The organism is Butyrivibrio sp. XB500-5, assembly GCF_003625505.1.
Taxonomy (GTDB): Bacteria; Bacillota; Clostridia; order Lachnospirales; family Lachnospiraceae; genus Butyrivibrio.
Map to the genome: position 1 here is coordinate 310,001 of NZ_RAIS01000001.1, position 19,581 is coordinate 329,581.

Below are 19,581 nucleotides of genomic sequence, written 5' to 3' on the forward strand. Positions count from 1 at the left end.
TTGAAACGGTCGCGACTATGACAATATAGCCGCGACCGCTTTTTTAATTTACTATGTTTCTTGATTCTCCGTTCATAAACGCAAGAACATTCTTTTTTACTTCCGTTAGACATCTCTTTCTCGCTTCTGTGCTGCCCCATGCCATATGAGGTGTCACAAAGAGCTTCCCACTGTCCTTAATCTCAAGAAGGGGCGAATTCTTTGCCATAGGTTCAGGATTAAGCACATCAAGACCTGCAGCCTTAATCTTACCCTCTTTAAGAGCATCGGCGAGATCTTTTTCGTTTACGACCGCGCCTCTGGCAACGTTTATAAGTATCGCTGTTTCCTTCATTCTTTCAAACGCATCTTTATTAAACAGCTCTCTGGTCCTCTCTGTAAGAGGACAATGAATCGAGATCACATCGCATCTCTTTAAAAGCTCGTCAAACTCAACTCTCTCATACTCGGTACAAGTGCTGTTTCCCGAAGCCGAGTAAAAGATAACATTGGCGCCGAAAGCCGTAGCGATCTGAGCTACCTTTCTTCCGATATTACCCATTCCCACGATTCCGTATGTCTTTCCGTCAAGCTCTTCAAACGGAATATCCAGGCAACAAAAATGAGGCTGATTGGCATATCCTCCGCTCTTTACAAATTCATCATAGTGACGGCTATTCTCCATAAGATAAAAAAGAAGTGCAAATGTATGCTGCGCTACCGATGCCGTTGAATAATTAACTACATTGGCAACCTTTACTCCATGTCTGTTGCATGCCTCAATATTGGCATTGTCAAAGCCCGTCGCAAACTCGCATATAAGCTTTAAATTGGGAGCAGCATCCAGGATCACATCGGATATCGCACTCTTATTTATCATAAGTACTTCCGCATCCTTAAGCCTTTCCGCCGCGTTATCATCGGTGATCTTATCGGGATAATATGTCACCTCTCCAAGATCGTCATATAGGCTGTAATCCATGTCTGAGCCTACGCTGTCAATATCTGCTACTACTACTTTCATAATAATTCTCCGTTTTCATAAAATAAAAGAGCCGCCCGGACTCTTTCAAAAATATCGCCTGAAAGACATTCTATCACATCTCTCAGGCGATGACTTATTATTTTTTGATCTATCTCTGACGAACAGCCTTCATCTGTTTCTTATTCTCATACATCTCACGGTCTGCTCTCTTAAGCACGGAGTATGCCGTCTCATCGATATTATCATCATAAATAGCAACACCGATCGCAGCGGAGATTCTCTCCCAAGGTTGAAGTTCCTTGTCGTTTTGAAGCTCTTCCATTCTGGATTTCATCTTGGCTATAAGCATATCTCGGTGCTCAAAATCTCTGTTCTCAAGAAGAACAACGAACTCATCTCCGCCGATACGGAAAACGGGTGAATGTTCGAATGTATCGCAGATAAGCTTACACATATTCTTGATATAAAGATCTCCGCACTCATGTCCGAAGGTATCGTTGATTCGCTTAAGATAATTAATATCAACCATTATCATGCCGAACTTGGCTGTCTGAGTAATAATATCGGAATTAAGTCGTACCTCGGTCTTGTCATAAGCAGCCTTATTCTTAACTCCCGTAAGGGCATCTCGGAGCGCAAAGTCATTAACCTTGGTCATCTCGAGTGCCATATTGTCAATCTTATTTGCCGAAACAATGATCTCTTCAACATAGTTCTGCATATCTTTTGACATGCTGACTATCGTATCGGACAAGGACTCAAGCTCGTCACCCGTGTGAATTCCGGGATCTTCAAGCACAAGCATTGAAGGATCCTTTTGTAAATGGCTTCTCTTTGCAAAATCGGAAGCACTCTTCTCGATTTTCTGAAGAGGATCGATAACTCTTCTCTGCAGCCAGAATACCATGATAGCCGCAAATATTATAGCAAGTATGAGGGCGAAAAGAGCTATGACCATGACATACTCTTTTAATGCCTGATCAACTTCGGCAAGGCTGACACCCGTTGAAAGGATTGCAACAGGCTTACCGTCAGAAGTTCTTATGATTGCTTCTGCTCCGTACTCATCACCGAAATCACTGTGCTCAATCTTATATATTGGTTCTTTAAGTGTATTTTGTTCTTCATAAAGGCGCGGCAGATCGTCGGGGTTAAAAAACTGTCCGATAAGATCGCCAAGGTCGGGCATCGGAATATCGGGATTAAGATCGGCTCCCGTCTTTTCTCCTTCGCTAAGTCCCGACACAACCTGCATCAGATCATACTTGTCATCAACCTTAACAGCCTTGGTAAGAACGATATAATCGAGTCTCGACCATTTACGCTCCTGCTCAAGGAACACCGTCATCTCTTCAAATTTCTCGGACTTTTGTTTAGTCTCGATACATTTATCAAGATCCTCGGCATCAATCCTGTCAATCGTAAGATTAACAACATCTTCAAGTCTCTTCGTATACATATCCATCATACTCGTCCTGAAGATATAGAAGCTGACAACACTCAGCACCAGACACAGGAACACAATGATCAACATGCATACCAGAATAATGTGGAACTTAAGCGAATTCTCATAATTTTTCTTCATCATTTTACCCTCATAAAATATGCTGAATAAAAACTACAATAGCCCTATGTAAATAAATTACTCTACTGAATTGATAAGTCCGAAAATTTCTTCTTTTATCTGTTTATTGGTCAAAAGAGCATTCTCTCTTGAGTTTCTGTTTGAATAGAAATAAAACTTGATCTTAGGCTCTGTTCCGCTCGGTCTTATTGCAAACCAGGAACCGTTATCAAGGAAGATCCTGATAGCGTTCTGAGGCGGTATATCCTCATAGCCATTAATATAATCAATTACCTTCTCAGTCTTTGCCCCCGCAACCTCTGAAGGTATATTCTCTCTAAACCACTTCATCATGCGCTGTATTCTCTGAGCTCCCGGAATACCCTCAAGTACGATATTGGGTTCATCCTCGGCAAAGAATCCGTACTTTGCATAAATCTCCTGAAGAACGTCCCAAAGAGTCTTTCCCTGCTTTCTGTAATATGCAGCCGCCTCGGCAACAAGCATACCCGCAGAGATTCCGTCCTTATCACGGATATCCTCGCATACCGCATATCCTACGGACTCCTCATATCCAAAGAGATATGTGTATCCGTTTTCGTGAAGATAAGGTATCTTGCCGCAGATATTTTTAAAGCCCGTTAAGGTCTCAAACATCTCTACGCCGTAAGCGCTCGCCATTATAGTTGAAAGAGTCGATGTAACGATCGACTTTACCATGGCACCCTTTTCGGGTAATGTTCCGGCGGACTTGTGTCCCTCAAGAACATAATTTACAAGAAGATATCCCGTCTGATTGCCGTTAAGAGGAATATAGTTGCCGTTGTCATCACGTATCTCAATAGCAAATCTGTCCGCATCGGGATCGGTAGCCATAAGAAGTTCTGCCCCAAACTCTCTTCCGTACTGTTCGCTTAATTTAAATGCTTTGGGATCCTCGGGATTGGGATATCCGACCGTTGTAAAATCGGGATCCGGATTTTCCTGCTCCGGAACGATCTTCCAGTTTGTAAAGCCTCTGTCAGTAAGCATCTGCCTGAAAGGAATGGAACCACAGCCGTTAAGAGGCGTATAAACAAGAGGAATACCAAGATCAAGCTCATCACCCTCGTGAATCGCCATTCCCTCAATCTTATCAAGATACTCTCTGTCATAATCTGCGGAAAGAACCGTGATCATGCCGGACTTCACACCCTCATCAAAATCAGATGTCTTGATTCCCGTCCAGATATCAACTTTATTGATCTCTTCCGTCATTCCGTCAGCAACATCGGATGAAACCTGACATCCGTCGTCCCAATATGCCTTATAGCCGTTATATTCCTTGGGATTGTGAGAAGCTGTGATATTGATTCCCGACGTTGTTCCGAGCCTTCTTATCATGAAAGCAAGCTCAGGTGTCGGGCGAAGATCCGGGAATGTATATACCTTAATACCGTTTGCCGCGAAGATACCTGCCGCGAACATAGAAAATTCTTTTGAAAAATGTCTGGGATCGTGCGCTATCACGATACCCTTGTCCATTGCTTCCTTGCCCTTTGATACAATGTATGCGGCAACACCCTGAGAAGCCTTGCCGACTGTAAGGAAATTCATTCTGTTGGTACCTGCGCCCACTTTCCCTCTAAGTCCCGCAGTACCAAACGACAGATCCTGATAGAATCTGTCCTCGATCTCCTTGTCATCTCCCTTGATTCCAAGGAGCTCTGCCTTTAACGGATCGTCGTCCTTAAGATTTGTAAGCCATTCATTATATCTCGTAATATAATCCATAGATTAACCTCCGCATATATCAATATTTTATCATTTTTTAGTTAATAAATCATCTTTTTCCAAACCGCCAAAAAACCACTGCACTGCAGGCCGCTACATTCAGCGAGTCAACATTGTGGCTCATAGGTATCTTTACGCAGTAATCGCTATCCCGTATAGTTTCCGGTAAGAGACCATACCCCTCAGAACCAAGGAGAATTGCAAGCTTATCTTCGTTGTACAGCTCTTCGTCGCCAAGATCTGTTGTATCATCCCTGAGCGCCAACGCCACTGTTTTAAAGCCATAATTTTTCAGATCACTGACAGGCTTATCCTTGGGAATATAGGTCCAGGGAATGCCGAATATCGTTCCCATTGCCACTCTCGCAGCTCTTCTGTACAATGGATCGGCGCAGCCCGATGTAAAAAGGATCGCATCCATGTTAAGAGCCGCAGCGTTTCTTACTATCGCCCCGACATTGGTGGGATTGGTCACATTTTCAAGAACTGCTATCCTCTTCGCATTCTTGCATATCTCCTCCACGGAAGGAAGCTCCCTTCTTTTCATCGCACACAAAAGACCTCTTGTAAGATGAAAACCCGTGATGGATTCCAGAATTTCCTCACCCGCAACGTACACCGGAATATCTGTATCTTTAAATCTTTCCTCATTCTCACATCGAGAAAGAACCTCTCGTGCCTCTTTATCAAGCTCCGTATCTAAGACAAGAATGGATGCAGGTTCATACCCCGCATCCATTGCTCTTTCTATAACCTTGGCAGTCTCTGCGATAAACAGTCCAAGCTTTGGCTCATAGATACGACTCAGCCGGTTCTCGGAAAGTTCATGATATATCTTTAATTCGTCACTATTAAGATCACTTACGTTTATCAGTCTATATCCCATTCTCCAAACCTAACGGCACCGGGTTTATCATTATGCTCTCCCAGCATCTTCTCCATCCATATCATGTCATACCATTTGCCGAATTTGTAACCGCTGTCATGAAAAATGCCGACTATCCTGTAGCCCATCTTCTCATGAAATCTACAGCTGTCATTGGTAAGATTGTCATCTGTTCTGTCGCCGTCAAGATAAGCAATGCAGGCATTTACATTAAGAATGCCCATATCCTTTAATGACTTTTCAAGGACATCGTACAGCTTTCTTCCAACGCCGCCTCTTTTACAATCTTCTCTGACATATACGGTCGTTTCAACGGACCAATCATACGCCTTTCTTCCCTTAAAAGTAGTCGCATATGCGTATCCTACGATCTCTCCGTCTATGACAGCCTTGATGTAGGGAAACTTTGACGAAATATCTCTTATTCGTCCTCTAAATTCCTCAAGTGAAGGAATCTCGTATTCAAAAGAGATCGCGGTTTTCTCCACATAAGGAGCATAAATTGACAAAAGCTGCGACACGTCTTCTTCCGAAACTTTCTCTATAGTCATTTCTTTTACCAATCCCTATTTTATTTAAAAACCTTTCTGCTCATTTCATCAGAAAGCTCAGCTATTGTGCCATCCTTAAAGGGGCTCTTTAAGCCTACGGCAGCAAGCTCATTCTCATAGAAGTCCTTGGCGGATAACTTACAAAGCTCAAGATAATGCTCCCAAGCCTCCTTGAAATCCTTATCCATCCAAACTTTAAACTGCATAGCGACAACGCTCGCAAGAACATAATCAATGTAATAAAAAGGATTCCAGAAAATATGTCCCTGTCTCTGCCAATAACCACCTCCGTCAAAGAACGGATCACCATCGAAATCAAGCCAAGGTCTGTAGGTCTTTTCCAACTCTTTCCATGCGTTCTTTCTATCAAGAGGCGTCATATCCGGATTGTCGTAAACGATATGCTGGAATTCATCAACCATACATCCGTACGGAATAAATGTGATGGCATCAGCCATATGCATCTTGCGATAATCACCCGCTCTTTCTCCAAAGAACTTATCCATCCAGCCGTAAGTAAAGTACTCCATGGACATAGAGTGGATCTCAGCAGTCTCCATGGTAATATCGTTTTTCTCAAGAATTTCTTCATCTCTCGTGATATAACCTTGGAAAGCGTGTCCGCATTCATGTGTGATAACATCAACATCGCCGCTTGTTCCGTTAAAATTGGCGAAAATAATGGGAGCCTTGTACTTTGGAATAAACTCCATATATCCGCCCTGCTTCTTGGTCTTTCTTCCGAGTACATCAAATAGTTCGCTCTTCACCATAAAATCAAAAAACTCTTTGGTCTCGGGTGAAAGCTCAGAATACATCTCCTGTCCGGACTTAAGTATCTCTTCGGGAGTTCCGATCGGTGCGGGATTTCCATTTTTAAAATACATATCATCATCGTAGTATTTAAGCTCATCTACGCCGATCAGCTTTCTTCTTTCTTCCTGCATACCTGTAACAAAAGGAACAAAAGACTCTTTGACCTGCTTTCTGAAATTCTCAACCTCGGCTCTTCTGTATGAATTTCTGTTCATACGATTGTAGCCAAGCTCAACATAAGAATCATAGCCAAGTTCTTTAGCCTGCTCTGTTCTATTTTTTACAAGCTTATCGAATATATCATCGATCTCATCCGTAACCGATAAAAAGAAGTCGGAAAGAGCCTTCCACGCTCTCTTTCTAACGTCTCTGTCATTGTCGGTCATCTTCTTATAAAGAAGGGAAATATTGTAGATCTCACCGTCAAAAGGAATCTTGGCGGATGCGATTATCTTGTCATACTTGGCGATAAGTGCGTTTTCCTCCTGCATAAGGGGAAGTATCTTATCGTTTATGGACTTGTTGGCAAGCTCCATGTTCTTAAATGCAACCTTACTTATCTTTTCTTCAAGATAAGCTCTGTATGGTGACTTATATACCACCTTGAGGTAATCATTTTGAAGCTGTGCAACAATAGGGGAAATCTCATCAATATACTCTTTTTCTTCTTCGTAGTACTTATCTGTGGTATCGATATCATAACGGAATCTACCGATAACGAAATTGGACCAGATCTCTCCTCTCATCTTATAGTACTTCATGTGGAGGTCAAACTGCTCCTCGCCGCTCTTGGCGTTCTTGCTGTCTCGGATAAGCTCTTCAAAGAAAGCTTTTACCTTATCCATATCAAGACGCTCATAAGGAAACTCTGAAAATTTCATAATAATTAAATCCTACTTTCATTTCTTTCGTTCCATTATAACACAAAAAAAGAGGAGCGCCTGCGTTAACAGGCGCTCCCATATTGTAACCATATACCCCTATAAGATTAACCTTTTTCTCTAAAAAATCAGTTCTTTGCGAAAAGCTTACCGCCACGCTTTGAAACAACGTCGAAGATAACGGCTGCAAGAAGAACGAGACCTTTAACCACCTTCTGCATGTTGGCATCGACACCCATAAGTGACATACCAAGGTTAATAACACCCATAAGAACCGCACCGATAATAACCCCGGGAACTGTTCCGATTCCGCCGTAAGCAGATGCTCCACCGATGAAGCAGGAACCGATAGCATCCATCTCGTAGTTCTGACCGTATGTAGGCTGAGCGGATGTAAGTCTTGCGATTGTAACCATAGCTGCAAGTGCTGCAAGGAATCCCATGTTTGTATAAGCAAGGAAGTAAACCTTGTCAGTATTGATACCTGAAAGCTTTGTAGCCTTCTCGTTGCCACCTACCGCATAGAAGTGACGACCGATTGTTGTGTTACCTGTGATGTAAGCATATACGATAATAACTGCAAGAACCCAGATAAGAACTGTAGGAATACCCTTGTGCTGAGCGAGCTTATAAGCAAATGCCATGATAACGGCTACAATTGCAACAAGCTTACCAACAAAGATCCAAAGTGCCTCAACCTCATAATTCTTGGTCTTTTTCTTGATGCGTGATCCGAACTGTGTAAGTACGTATACTGTAGCAGCTACAAGACCGCCGAGAAGACATGTGAGGTTAAGTGTTCCGTTTCCGAATACATCGTGAATATAGCAGTCAGCTCCGCCACCGAAGAGGTTAACGAATATAGTCTTATTGGTAATTGATACTGTAAGACCGTTAAGTACTACGTTTGAAAGTCCTCTGAATGCAAGCATACCTGCAAGTGTTACGATGAAAGGAGGAATTCTTACAAACGCGATCCAGAAGCCCTGGAATGCACCGATTGCTGTACCAACCAAGATCATGATGATGATCGTAAGCCAAACGGGAACACCCTTGTTAACCATAAGTGTTGCACCAACGGCACCAACGAAACATACAACCGATCCAACCGAAAGATCGATGTTACCACCGGTCAAGATACAAAGAAGCATACCTGTTGCAAGAATAAATACGTATGCGTTCTGTGAAATCAAGTTACTAACGTTCATGGGAAGAAGAAGCGCTCCGCCTGTTCTCCATGAAAAGAATGCTACTACTATGATCAATACAAAGATCATTGTATATTTTTTTAAAAATCCAAGAATTTGCTGTCCGCTCATTATTTAACCTCCTTATTTCCGGATGACTGCAAGATATAAGTCATAATTTTTTCCTGAGTAGCGTCTTTACCATCAAGCTCTCCTACCATCTGGCCTTCATTCATAACATATATTCTGTCACACATGCCAAGAATTTCAGGAAGCTCAGAAGAAATCATGATAACTGATTTACCTTCCGCAACGAGCTGGTTGATAATACAGTAAATTTCATATTTAGCACCTACGTCGATACCTCTTGTAGGCTCATCGAGGATAAGAATGTCAGGATTAGCAAACATCCACTTTGCAAGAAGAACCTTCTGCTGGTTACCACCACTAAGGTTTCCTACATTCTGTTCTACGGTAGGACATTTTGTTTTAAGCTTATCCTTATACTCAACCGCAACAGAGAATTCTTTATCCTTATCAATAACGGAACGATTACTTACTTCCTCAAGATTTGCAAGTGTTGTATTTATCTTGATGGGATTGGTAAGAATAAGTCCGTTTCCTTTACGATCCTCAGTAACATAAGCAAGCTTATGTTTAATGGCATCTTTAACCGATTTAAGGTGAACTTCCTTGCCGTTAATAAAGAGCTGACCGGAAATATTCTCTCCGTAGCTTCTTCCGAAAATACTCATGGCAAGTTCTGTTCTTCCGGCACCCATAAGTCCGGAAATGCCGAGTACCTCACCTTTTCTGACGTTAAGATTGACATTCTTTACTATCTTCTTATCAGTATATAAAGGATGGTAAACATTCCAATTCTTAACTTCCATCATTACTTCGCCGATATGAGGTTCTCTCTTGGGGAATCTGTCTGAAAGTTCACGACCAACCATTCCCTTAATGATCCTAGCCTCAGAGATGTCATCAACACCCTTTGTAAGAGTCTCAATAGTTGAACCGTCACGGATAACCGTAATCTTATCGGCAACATAAGAAATCTCGTTAAGCTTATGAGAAATGATGATAGATGTAAGGCCCTGTTCCTTCTTAAGCTTGAGCATAAGATCAAGAAGTGCCTTAGAATCACTCTCATTAAGTGATGATGTGGGCTCATCGAGAATAAGAAGTCTTGCGTTCTTTGAAAGAGCCTTCGCAATCTCAACAAGCTGCTGTTTACCAACACCAATATCCTTAATCAGTGTCTGAGTACTGTCCTTAAGTCCGACAATATCCAGATATTTACGAGCTAAAGCGTTTGTTTCGTTCCAATCGATCTTGAAAGAATTACCTCTCTCATTACCAAGGAACATGTTTTCAGCTATTGTAAGATAAGGAATAAGTGCAAGTTCCTGATGAATGATAACTATTCCTTTTTCTTCACTGTTCTTTATATCTTCGAATTTGCAAACCTCGGAGTCATATATGATATCACCTTCATAGGATCCGTAAGGATAAATTCCACTAAGCACGTTCATCAGTGTAGATTTACCAGCGCCATTTTCACCTACCAGCGCGTGAATTTCGCCCTCTTCAACCTGAAGATTTACATTATCCAAGGCTTTCACACCGGGGAAGGTTTTGGTGATATTCTTCATTTCCAATAATATCTTCGCCAAGTTTACCCCTCCTTATTAAATAAATTAAGATTAGTCATTTTTTTCCTATAAAGAGGCGGGTCTTATAAGGCCCGCCCCCCTGTTTATATTGTTTTGTTTAAATCAATTACTTAAGATCATCCTCTGTGTAGTATCCTGAGTCGATAAGAAGCTTCTTATAGCTGTCCTTATCAGCGAATACGGGCTCGCAAAGGTATGAAGGAATCTTACCTGTTCCGTTGTCATAAGAATCAGTATCATTTACAGGAGCCTCGCCGCCCTTCATGATAGCATCAACCATCTTTACAGTCTGAGCTGCAAGATCACGAGTATCCTTGAAGATTGACATAGCCTGCTTGCCCTCGATCATAAGCTTAACGTTGGCCTTATCACAATCCTGTCCTGTAACGATAGGCCACTCACCTGTGTAGTTAGCCTTAAGGGCATTGATTACACCAAGTGCTGTAGAGTCATTTGAGCAAAGAACTGCATCAAGCTTTGTGCCGTCAGCGTAGTTAGCTGAAATGATAGCTTCCATTCTTGACTGAGCATTCTCTGTAGCCCATCCCTGTGTAGCAACATTTTCGAATTCGATCTGTCCTGACTTAACAACAAGCTTACCCTCTTTGATGTAAGGTTCAAGAACTTCCATAGCACCGCCATAGAAGAATCTAGCGTTGTTGTCACCGGGATCACCTGTTACGATCTCAAGATTGAAAGGACCAGCCTGGTTCTTAAGATCAAGCTTCTCTTCGATGTACTGACCCTGCTTTGTTCCAACAAGCTTGTTGTCGAATGTAGCATAGTAAGTAACAGCATCAGAGTTCATGATCAAACGATCGTAAGCGATAACAGGAATGTTAGCTTCCTTAGCCTGCTGAAGAACTGTTCCGAGTGAATCACCTTCGATAGCAGCGATAACAAGAACCTGGCAGCCTGAGCTGATCATGTTCTCAATCTGAGAAACCTGTGTAGGTACGTCGTTAGAAGCGTACTGAACATCAACCTCATAGCCTGCGTCCTTGAGCTGTGTTTCCATGTTAGCACCGTCCTGGTTCCATCTCTGGAGATCCTTTGTAGGCATTGATACACCAACTTTTCCGCCAGCTGCAGCTGCCTCTGCAGGAGCCTCAGCTTCTGCTGCAGGAGCTTCCTCTGCTGTCTCAGCAGGTGCCTCTGCTGCGGGTGCTTCTGTTGCAGGTGCTGCAGCTGTGCCGCATCCTACAAGTGCTGAAGTAACCATAGCAACTGAAAGAAGTGCGCCAATGATCTTTTTCTTCATAACTGTTATTTCCTCCCTATGAAATATAGTTTTTTGCAGATTCATATCTGCTCTTTACAAATAACAATCTATCATAAATAAAATAGGAATAATTTATGATGTTCTGTAAATTTTTACTATCAAAAAATATAGAAATCCGACTATGCTAGCATTATATTGCTGTCATAGTCGGATATATTAATTTTGTGCTATGTGTGATTTTAATCTCGCGTTATTGCGGCATTTTGTCAGGGACAAAGCGATATACGTCCTCTTTTGAATGGAAGCCGTTCTTGATTATAACTTCATTGATATTGTCTTCCGTTACGCTCTGAGGCTCGATCTTAAGATACGGAACGATAAAACTTCCGTCATCTATCTCGGATATATCAACATCGTTATCCGATAGCTCATGTGTCTGAACAAGCTCTATAGTACTTACCGCCGCCTGTTTCGCTAACTTCTCGATCGGCTTATAAACTGTCATAAGCTGCGAACCTTCCACTATTCTCTGGCAAGCCTCGAGATCTGCGTCCTGACCTACCACGAGCTTTCGACCCGCAAGTCTTCTCTCGGCAAGTGCGTGCACGACTCTGCTCGCAAGATCGTCATTGCCGCACATTATTGCATCTGCTTCGTTAACTATACCCGTATTGTCGGACATATATTCATATGCTATCTCGGCTTTCCAGCCGTCTGCATATATGCAATCAATAATCTCGTTATTACTGCCGTTCATGACATCTCTAAAGCCTTTTTCAACAAGAGGAACATTATTGTCGGAAGGGGAACCGCATATCATAATAACCTTTCCGTCGTTTAGTCCCGCGTCAACAAACGCCTGTCCCATCATGTTTCCGACTTTTTCATTGTCAAAAGAAATATAGAGGTCCACATTCGCATTATTTATAAGCCTGTCATATGCGACCACCACAATTCCGGCATCCTTGGCTTTTTTAACGGAATCCTGAAGCGAATCGGAATCAATACATACGACAACTATCGCATCCATTCCTTTTTTGATGAAATAATCTATCTGCTTCTTCTGCTCTTCAATATCACCGTTGGCGTTCTGCACATTAACTTCCGCGCCAAGCTCCTTGGCCATGGAAACAAATACGTCTCTGTCTCTTTGCCATCTCTCTATAACAAAAGAATCAAAGCTCATTCCTATCTGTATCTTGTCTTCCTCTGTACTTCCGGAACTCTTATTCTCGGCGGCATCTTTATTGCAGCCCAAAAGGCATACCGAGACAAGCAACATGGATAAAAATAAAGATATTGATCTCTTAGCAATTTTTTGTCTTACCATCATTACTTTATTTTCCCTCCTTGTACTCGGTGGGTGTGACTCCTACATTCTTTTTAAAGCTTCTGCTAAAGTAATTGGGATCGGTATATCCGCAGGCCACACATATCTCTTTCATAGACATGTCGGAATTAAGAAGAAGCTCTTTTGCCTTATCAATCCTAATGTTTGTCAGATATTCGATAAAGTTAAGTCCGCTCTCTTCCTTAAACAGCTTACTGAAGTAATAAGGAGAGATATTTACAAAACGCGATACATCATCTAATGATATCTCCTTGGAGAAGTTATCGGCGATGTATATCTTGGCATTTTTAATGATGTCGTTACTCTTTTCTTCTCTTTTACTTATAACATTTCTGCAAGCTTCCGAGAGTTTATTTATAAACCAGTCTTTTAAACCATCCGCTGTCTCTATAGCCATAAGCTCCGGCAGATAATTGTCTCTTGCGGAATATTTATAAGTCTGGCCGCCGTTCATAAATGAAAGGCGCTCTGCATAAAGCGCAAATTCAAGTACCTTTATACGCATCGACTGAAGGTCGCCGTTTCCGGCTCTTTTACACATCCAGTCGGTATACTTCTCCGCGGTAACAAGCATCTGATTGAGATCGCCGTTACTTACCGCATCAAACATCGGCTTCTCCAGCTCTATCGGATAATCGTCCTCGTAGTCGCAGCCAATTACAAGGTCATCGGCATGTGCCACGGAACCCGTTGTCGCGATAAGCGCATTAAGGGCCTCTCTGTATGAATCACCGAGTTCGCGAAGAGGTTTCACTCCGCCTATACCTATTCTGAAAGAGATATCGGTTTTCTTCTTAAGTCCTCTTGCAAGCTCTCTTGCTCTGTCTATAAGCTCGGTTCTTTCATTGTATTCCATCTTGGAATTATCAAAAGGGATCAGAACCGCTATCTTATTGGCCATGACATTTCCTATCTTACAGGAAAAATAGTCTTTTACCGCATCTCTTATCTCCTGATATCTGGTAGATATCTTGACCGAGCTTCCGATCGCGTTGGTCATGTGATTGCCTTCCTGCTTATCACCGCAGACGATAGCCATCATATAGCCGTAGTTTTCTCCGATTCCGAGAATGGTCTTGTAGTTGTCAAAATCCTCTTCAAAGTGCTCCTGAAGAAGGATGTCGTATATAAGTCCGTTTTCAAGGATAGGTTCTATTGTCTCGAGCTTTTCTTTTATCTTAAGCTCGTTACTTCTCTTTTCTCTCTCGCCGTCGATCTTGGCCATTGCCTTTTTAAGAACGTCAACAACCTTGGTCTTATCCATGGGTTTGTTGATATATTCAAGTACACCGAGCTTTATGGCCTCTTTGGCATAATCGAATTTATCATATGCGGACATGACAATAAAAACAGTTCCGGCGGAAAAGCGCTTGATCTCTCTAATTGCTTCGATACCGTTGATACCGGGCATATGAATGTCCATTACGGCAATATCCGGTCTGAATCTCTCGGCAAGCTCTATTACGCTTCTTCCGGTCTTGGCAAACTGTACCTCGCAGTCACTTCCGAATTCCTTCTCAATTATGAATTTCATTGAATCGATAACGATACCCTCGTCATCGGCGATCATTATCCTGTACATTGAATAACTCCGTATCTTGAATTTATAACACAGCTCCTTGAAGCGGTAGTCATTGTGTCTCTATATAAGGAAGTCGTATTATGACTTCGCAGCCCTGATTTTCACCCTTACTCTCTATATTAAACGAGTTACTGTTATCGGTGAAGAGACGAAGCCTTGAAATAACATTATCCATTCCGATTCCGTTATTGTCGTACTGATGCTCCTTGTGCTGCCAGCGTCCGCTCATTATCTTATCGATATCCTCTTGACTGATACCTTTTCCGTTATCAAATATGCTGATGCAAACGCTATTGTCCTCTCTGTATACCCTGAGCGTGATCTTACCCTTATCACCCATCTCTCTGATACCGTGGTTTACGGCATTTTCAACGATCGGCTGCAAGATCATATTGGGCATCGAAACATCGAGGAGTCTTTCATCCACCTGTTTATCATAACCTATGTCGCCCGAAAAACGAACATTGAGGATCCTTATGTAGTTATCTACAAGCGTAACCTCTTCTCTTATGGTAGCTTCGGTCTTCTTGCCGTTTACGTTATATCTGAAAAAGTCAGCTACCGTCTGAACATATTCATAGGTCTTATCGGCACCCTCCATCATGGCAAGCTGGGCTCCGGCATTGAGCGTGTTAAAAAGAAAGTGCGGATTGATCTGCGCCTGCAGATATTTAAGCTGCGCATCCTTAAGATGGGATTCCATCATCAGCTCTTTTTCCTGCATATATCTCTCTTTCTCCATACTCTCGCGGAGCTTTTCGATATACTGCTTGATACTGATGACCATCTTATTGAAGGCATTAAGCACCGTTCCGATCTCATCGTTATAAGTAAGCTCGGGAAGCTCCGTATCGAAGTTTCCTTCCGCAACGCCGTTGGCTGAATCGGCAAGGCGTCTGAGCGGCATGATCATGGTGCTCACAAAGCTTGTGATTATAAGAATATTGCCGGCCATGACCAAAGTGATAACGATAAAGCTTATAAACTCATAGTGTCTGAACGCCGTATTAAGTTCCGAATAATGCTTGGAGTTATTTACAAAAAGTTCAAGGTTAAGACGTGTAATGTAATTATTGATATACTCATACATCTCTGTCGCGTTCTCATAATATGTACGGTACTCCTCAACGTTACGTCCGCGCTTTGCTTCAATGGTCTTTGATACCTCATCAAGATAGTTCTGGGACATATACTTGATGTTTCTCTCCATTCTTCCGAACGAAAGCTCGGTGATCTTGTCGTCAAGCCTGTCAGTCATCATCACAAATTGCTGAGCATTATTGTAATAGCCCGTTAGTGAATCCGTTGTCTTGGAGCTTAGATACTCAGTCATCGAATCCTGAACTTTTGTAAGTGAAGTCGACAGCTCGTTAAGATTACGGTTGTCCTGGTAAACCATCTCCATCTCAACCGACATACTGTTGATACCAAGTAGCAAAAAGATGTTTACCACAAAGATAATGATATTGGCGAGCACACAAACGCTTATGATCTTATACTGAAGAGGCTTATCAAGAAATCTATTCATCCTGCTGCGCCTCCTTCATCTTAAGATAGCGCTCGACATTTTCCCTGTTTATAAGGGTAACGTCCGCAGTATAGTACTGGTTGGTATTGCCAAAGGCATAGAAATCGGAAAGCGCTTCTATGCAGTACCGGCCAAGCTGCGTAGTATCAATCTCGATAGTCGCATAGACAGTGCCTTTTTCAATCTCTCTGATTATGGCGTCAGCATCATAATAGCCGAGGATATCGGCCTCACCGACCTTATTAAAGTCAACCAGTGCCTGATATGCACAGACCGTGTTGAGCTCATTAAGGCACACTATAACATCCGGGATATCATCCGCAAGGAAAATATCTCTTATCGACTCCTCAACCGAGAATGCGTTGGTATTGTCTATTGTTATTATGGAAAAAGAAAAATCGGTTCCTTCGGGTTTTCCTTGTTCAATAGCATCTTTTATGGCAGATATAAGGACATTCTGTCCGGTCTCTTGATCATTGGAATTGACCAAAATGGCTATATCGGTCGTGGCAACTCCCTTGACCGTGCCGTCTTCGTCATACTCATTATTGTCCTTATTCTTCATGATATTGACGATCTGCTTGCCGTATTCTCGTCCGATATTGTAGCTTCCGACACCGACAAAGCTAAGTCTGTTGGAATGTGCATTGTCGCTGTACAGCGTAACAACAGGGATTCCGTCTTCCTCAGCGTTGTTTATAAGTTCCGTCATCTTATCCGATTCGTTTGCGTAGACCATGATACCGTCAACCTTGGACGCTATCGCTATTTTCATAAGCTGTTCACAGGAATACTGCGTGGGAAGATTGTCTCCCAAAAGATCCACATAGATATTCTGCTCCTGGGCTGCTTCAAAAGCCCCCTTATATATCTCCTGCCAGAAGTCAGACTTATAGTTATCCGTAATCATAACGTAGTACTTGTCATACTCCTTGTCATCAGTCTGAACGTTGTACTTAAGAATATTGAACCTAAACACAACAAGACCCACGACAATTACAAGTATCACAAAAAGAATTGTAAGTGAGAGAATAACATTAGATTTATTAAGTTTATTTCTTATAAAACCAAGTGGCTTTTTACCCATACCATACATTATAGCATTACTTTGACAGTACGTTGTCAAAAAATAATTTTCTGTCCATCAGCCACGTATACACTTCCCGGGCTCTATCTTCTTCATCGCCCTCATCACGGGCCCATCTTATGTCATCCATTTTCATAGAAAGAGCAATGGCTGACATTTCCTTCGGAAGATAATCGTCTATAATGTCCTCCAGAGCAGGTGAAAGCTTGTCTCTGTAAACTGCTTTCGATGTTTCGGAGACATCTGTAAATTTACTGAGCTGTCCGTACCAGCCGCCAAGCTCGATACAATCGTTATAGGCAAATCTTTTATCCGAATAAAAATCATCAGTCATGGACTTGTCATAGTCCCAGATCGGTCCGCCGTAAATCTTGTCATCGCCGGCAAGCTTGTACATAAAAAGGCTTCCGTCCGAATAATCCTGCAGAGCAAAGAAATCCTGCATAAGACACATGGTACTCCAGCTCTCCACATCGAGATAATCTTTGTAAGAAAGCCCCGTATCGTGATTGATCCCATCCTCGCTGTACACAGCCTTTTCGACCTGCCTCACATAATCCGCGATATAAAAAGTCTCCTCTTTTGACGCATACTGCGGCGAATTTATCACAACGGTCTTATTCTCGGTATTAAACCAGCTGTTTACGTACTGCTCTTCCTGAGGTCTTCCCTCAAGATCAAACTCCATAAGGTAACTGCCCGTGATATCCTCGGGATTTTTATCAAGAATACTATACTTGATCTCATACCTTGTCTTTTCATCCAGAATCTCAGACTTTGGCACATCCGTCAGAAGTACACTGTTGGCAATCTTATTGGCATCATCAAGATTATGCTCAAAATCAACGCTTCCGCCTCTTGTGTTGATCCTTGTGGAAAGGAGATAGAGTCCGGCATATTCCCCGTTCACATAAAGGTTCACATGCCTAAACTGCGGTGAATACTTCATACCGATCATATCTGCTGCCTTGTAAACGATGGCATCTTTTAGATTCGAAGGGTCCATATAATTAGCTATAAGCGCATATTTGGAAGACGGCGACATACCGAATAATCCAATATCATCGGGTAAATTGATCCTAAGAGGTCTCTTGGGACAAGAAGCCCAGGTCGAACCACCTCTTCCGCCGGTAATGCAGTGTATCATCTTATCCTGCTGCCCTCTTGTATCCGTCGTTATCATCACGGCATTTATGAGCGCATACCTATCAGTAAAAACAGCCTCCGAATCCTCATCTGAGGTTGTAAGAAAAACAGAGTTTAAGCCATCTGCAACGCTCACCGAAAGAAGACCCTCGCACAACACATTTTTGCGACGATCCAATAGCCTTACCTTAGCATCTTGTAACGAAATGGGAATCTCAGAATCCGAACGATAAATATGTCCGTCAATTTCCAGATTGGTGCCCTTTGGAAGCTTAAATTTATAGCTTCCCACCGTGTCCGTGGAATACGGCAAAAAGAGATACCACTTGTCATTTTCAGTATCTTTTCCCGATTCTACATTATCAAGATCATAGCTTTTGCACATACAGATCTCGTTGCCAAAAGCTCTCTTTCCGTAATAAACCGCGACATTATCAAGGCTCGCGCTAAAGTTATCCTCCGTATCCTTGTCTTTATGTTCTATAAATGGCACGGATAGCAGAAGCAGCGAAATAACAAGAAAAATAAAAACTTTTATGTTTAATGCTTTCAAGTGTTCCCCCGACCCAACATTTTTCTTTTTTCTTATCTACTCATTATAAAGAACTCTTCGAGCTTATCAAGAAGCTCTCTTTTATCTATTGTTTTTAAAAGATATCCCTCCGGCTTAAGTGAAACGACACTCATTACACTGTCTTTATCGCTCTTTCCCGTAAGGAAGATAACAGGTATATTCTTGGTCTCCGTATCACTTCTTAGCATCTCAAGGACCTGAGGTCCCGATGTTACCGGCATCTCATGATCAAGCAAGATAAGATCGGCCTTATTCTTGCCAAGCCACTTTATTGCCTGAAGTCCGGAGCTAGCCATAGATACCTTATATTTTTCCCTCAGCCACTCTCTTACAAGATTAAGATAGCTGGGGTCATCGTCCACTACCAATATCGTCTTTTTAAATTCGCCCTGCTCAGCCTTATTGAAATGCTCTTTCACCGTCATAATGTATTCCACATTATCGATAGGGCGCAGCATCGACTTATATATAAGCTCAAGAGGAACGTTCTTTTGAATGAAAACGATGTCATTCTTCTCGCCGATAGGTATCATCATCTTGTCTTCATCGGTAAGCCTGTCGATCAAAAAGCGTAATACGCTATCGTCCGGTCTGTCACCGTCATTCATATAAATAGTGACCAGATCGGTGCCTTCCCAGTCCATTCCGATGGCGTTGACATCAAAAGGCTCAAAAACGCCGGTCATTCCGGATTCATTTATCTTTTGTACGAGTACTTTAACCAGAAAGGTCTCTTTTTCCCCGATAACCATAATACGTTTCTTTTGCATATGATCTCCTTGGCAATAAA

Annotated in this window: 15 protein-coding genes; all 15 read right to left on the reverse strand. The window is 42.2% G+C overall.

Translation table 11 applies throughout. The features are described from left to right. Window positions 1-43 precede the first annotated feature (43 nt). The 15 genes from D6856_RS01405 to D6856_RS01475 all read right to left on the reverse strand — a co-directional run bounded on the left by D6856_RS01405 (window position 44) and on the right by D6856_RS01475 (window position 19,561). Window positions 44-1,003 carry an NAD(P)-dependent oxidoreductase gene (locus D6856_RS01405; protein WP_120685427.1) on the reverse strand — a complete coding sequence of 320 codons (960 nt, stop codon included), beginning with the start codon at window positions 1,001-1,003 and terminating at the stop codon, window positions 44-46. A gap of 109 nt (window positions 1,004-1,112) precedes the next feature. After that, a complete protein-coding gene (locus D6856_RS01410) occupies window positions 1,113-2,552 on the reverse strand; it encodes a GGDEF domain-containing protein (RefSeq protein ID WP_120685428.1) in 1,440 nt (479 codons plus the stop codon). Between the two features lie 54 nt (window positions 2,553-2,606). Beyond that, the gene (locus D6856_RS01415) at window positions 2,607-4,301 is read right to left on the reverse strand and encodes a phospho-sugar mutase (protein ID WP_120685429.1); all 1,695 of its coding nucleotides are present in this window, start codon (window positions 4,299-4,301) and stop codon (window positions 2,607-2,609) included. 49 nt (window positions 4,302-4,350) lie between these two features. Then, a complete protein-coding gene (locus D6856_RS01420; RefSeq protein WP_120685430.1) occupies window positions 4,351-5,187 on the reverse strand; it encodes a TrmH family RNA methyltransferase in 837 nt (278 codons plus the stop codon). Next, window positions 5,172-5,738, reverse strand: coding sequence for a GNAT family N-acetyltransferase (locus D6856_RS01425; protein WP_120685431.1), 567 nt, complete (start codon window positions 5,736-5,738; stop codon window positions 5,172-5,174). Before D6856_RS01425 ends, D6856_RS01420 begins: the two co-directional genes overlap by 16 nt. A 20-nt stretch (window positions 5,739-5,758) precedes the next feature. Further along, window positions 5,759-7,435, reverse strand: a complete 1,677-nt coding sequence (locus D6856_RS01430; protein ID WP_120685432.1) for a M3 family oligoendopeptidase — start codon at window positions 7,433-7,435, stop codon at window positions 5,759-5,761. Window positions 7,436-7,563: 128 nt separating this feature from the next. Beyond that, window positions 7,564-8,754, reverse strand: a complete 1,191-nt coding sequence (gene mmsB / locus D6856_RS01435) for a multiple monosaccharide ABC transporter permease (RefSeq protein WP_120685433.1) — start codon at window positions 8,752-8,754, stop codon at window positions 7,564-7,566. Beyond that, entirely contained in the window at window positions 8,754-10,301 is a 1,548-nt protein-coding gene (mmsA, locus tag D6856_RS01440; RefSeq protein WP_120685434.1) for a multiple monosaccharide ABC transporter ATP-binding protein, read from the reverse strand. The genes mmsB and mmsA overlap by 1 nt, the downstream gene beginning before the upstream one ends. Window positions 10,302-10,407: 106 nt before the next feature. Further along, a complete protein-coding gene (gene chvE / locus D6856_RS01445) occupies window positions 10,408-11,562 on the reverse strand; it encodes a multiple monosaccharide ABC transporter substrate-binding protein (RefSeq protein WP_120685435.1) in 1,155 nt (384 codons plus the stop codon). A gap of 211 nt (window positions 11,563-11,773) precedes the next feature. Continuing rightward, window positions 11,774-12,856: a sugar ABC transporter substrate-binding protein gene (locus tag D6856_RS01450; protein ID WP_242948080.1), complete on the reverse strand. Its 1,083-nt coding sequence runs from the start codon at window positions 12,854-12,856 to the stop codon at window positions 11,774-11,776. A 4-nt stretch (window positions 12,857-12,860) separates the two neighbouring features. After that, window positions 12,861-14,456: a response regulator transcription factor gene (locus D6856_RS01455; protein WP_092243786.1), complete on the reverse strand. Its 1,596-nt coding sequence runs from the start codon at window positions 14,454-14,456 to the stop codon at window positions 12,861-12,863. A gap of 49 nt (window positions 14,457-14,505) precedes the next feature. Next, the gene (locus D6856_RS01460) at window positions 14,506-15,984 is read right to left on the reverse strand and encodes a sensor histidine kinase (RefSeq protein WP_120685436.1); all 1,479 of its coding nucleotides are present in this window, start codon (window positions 15,982-15,984) and stop codon (window positions 14,506-14,508) included. Next, a complete protein-coding gene (locus D6856_RS01465) occupies window positions 15,977-17,071 on the reverse strand; it encodes a substrate-binding domain-containing protein (RefSeq protein ID WP_158588791.1) in 1,095 nt (364 codons plus the stop codon). Before D6856_RS01465 ends, D6856_RS01460 begins: the two co-directional genes overlap by 8 nt. A 16-nt stretch (window positions 17,072-17,087) precedes the next feature. Beyond that, a complete protein-coding gene (locus D6856_RS01470; protein ID WP_120685438.1) occupies window positions 17,088-18,770 on the reverse strand; it encodes a CotH kinase family protein in 1,683 nt (560 codons plus the stop codon). A 32-nt stretch (window positions 18,771-18,802) separates the two neighbouring features. Continuing rightward, the gene (locus D6856_RS01475) at window positions 18,803-19,561 is read right to left on the reverse strand and encodes a response regulator (protein WP_120685439.1); all 759 of its coding nucleotides are present in this window, start codon (window positions 19,559-19,561) and stop codon (window positions 18,803-18,805) included. Between the last annotated feature and the right edge of the window lie 20 nt (window positions 19,562-19,581).